1 protein-coding gene is annotated in these 2000 nt (G+C 76.1%); it reads left to right on the top strand.

The features are described from left to right. Positions 1–1935: zinc-binding dehydrogenase (locus ACFU7Y_RS43410; protein ID WP_380771970.1), on the top strand; the 1935-nt coding region annotated here is incomplete at its 5' end. Positions 1936–2000: the final 65 nt, after the last annotated feature.

The following is a 2000-nucleotide window of genomic DNA, read 5'->3' as shown; positions in this document are numbered from 1 at the left end:
GCCGCGCAGGGCGGCAACGCCCTGGTCAACAGCAAGGCGGGGTTCCGGGCGCTGGCCGCCGGCGCCGGGGTGCCGATCCCGCCCGGGAGGGTGGCCGGCTCGCCCGCGGAGGTGGAGGCCGCCGTCGAGCACCTGCTGGCGCAGGGGCACAGCGTGATGGTGAAGGTCGAGTACCAGGCGGGCGGCTTCGGCAACGAGATCCTCGCCCGGGACGAGCGGGTGGAGGCGGTCGGCGCCGAGCGGGTGGTGCCGCTGCCGGACCGGGCGGCGGTGGCCGCGTACGTGGCCGAGCGGTGGACCTGGCTGACCGGCGGGCGCGGCCAGCGGGTGGTGGTGGAGCGGTACTTCGCCGACTGTGCGCCGCTGTACGCCCAGTTCGTCATCGACGACGCGGCCGTGGTGCTCGCCGGCTGCGGCGAGATGGTCATGCGGCCGGTGGTGGTCGGGGAGATTACCCCGCCGGTCACCCCGGACGCGGGCGTCCTGGCCGAACTCGTCGAGCAGGGCGCCCGGTTGTGCGAGGCGCTGCGGGTGATCGGCTACCGGGGCACGGTCAGCGCGGACGCCGTGCTCACCCCCAAGGGCGAGATCTACTTCCACGAGACCAACGGCCGGCTCACCGGCTCCAGCCACCTGCACGACGTCTTCTTCGGCCGGCTGCTGCGCGAGGAGCACCGCGGCTCGCGCTACATCCTGGAGCTCGGCGGCCTCAAGGTGCCGTCCTTCGCGCAGGCCGTGGAGGCGGTGGGCGCGGCCGGGCTGGCCTTCGATCCGCAGACCGGCACCGGCGTGCTGTACAGCAGCGACTTCGGGCCGGCCGACGGCTCGGTGATGTACTGCGTGGTCGGCGAGAGCCCGGAGGCCGTCCGCACCCTGGAGACCGCGCTGCTCGCGCTGTTCGCCGGCGTGACGCCCGAGGCGGACGTGGACGAGGTGACCGTGGACGAGGTGACCGTGGACAAGGTGGCAGGGGACGGGAACGGGATGCGCGCGGTGGTGATCCACCGCTACGGCGGGCCGGAGGAGCTCCGCATCGAGACGGTGCCGGAACCGGTGGCCGGCCCGGGCCGGGTGCTGGTCGATGTCTCCCTGGCCGGGCTCAACTACGCCGACCTGGAGTGCCGCACCGGCGAGTACCTCCGCTTCCCGCTGCCGGCGGTGCTCGGCGTCGACGTGGTCGGGCGGCGCCGCGAGGACGGCCGGAGGGTCGTCGCACTGCTGCGCACCGGTGGCGGGTACGCCCCGGTGGCCGTCCCCGAGGCGGCGCACACGGTGGAGGTGCCGGAGGGCGTGGACGACGAGCAGGCGCTCGCGCTGCTGGAGCAGGGCGCGACGGCCTACGGCGCGCTGACCCTGGCGGGGCGGCTTCGGCCGGGCGAGGCCGTCGCGGTGACCGCGGCCGCGGGCGGGGTCGGTCACCTGGCGGTGCAGCTGGCCAGGGCGCTGGGCGCGGGCCGGGTGGTCGGCCTCGCCTCCACCCCGGAGAAGCGGGAGTTCGTGCGCTCGCTGGGCGCCGACACCGTGCTCGACCCCGAGGACCCCGACCTGGCCGGGCGGCTCGCGGAGTCGGGCGGGCTGGACCTGTTCGTCGACTCGGTCGGCGGCCGGGTGCTGCGCGCCGGGCTGGCCGGACTGGCCCCCTTCGGGCGGCTGGTGTCGGTCGGGGCGCGGGGCGGAGTGGAGGACGGCTTCACGATGGGCGAGCTGACCGGGCGCTCGGCGGGGGTGCAGGGCTTCTGGCTCAAGCACGTCCTGACGGACCGGGCGCTGTTCGAGGGCATCGCCGACCACCTGTTCCGGCTCGCCGCCGAGCGGCGGCTGGTGGCGCGGATCGACCGGACCGTGCCGCTGTCCGGGGTGGCCGCGGCGCACCGGGCGATGGCCGCACGGGAGACGGTGGGCAAGGTGCTGGTGGACGTCCGCCGCGAGGACTGAGCGAGGTGCGGGGAGGGCGGCCGCCCTCCCCGCCTGCACACCGGGCCCGACGGCGCAGACCGCCG

Origin of the sequence: Kitasatospora sp. NPDC057542, assembly GCF_042801945.1 — a bacterium.
Lineage (GTDB): Bacteria > Actinomycetota > Actinomycetes > Streptomycetales > Streptomycetaceae > Kitasatospora.
This window is presented reverse-complemented; position numbering and strand designations above follow the sequence as displayed.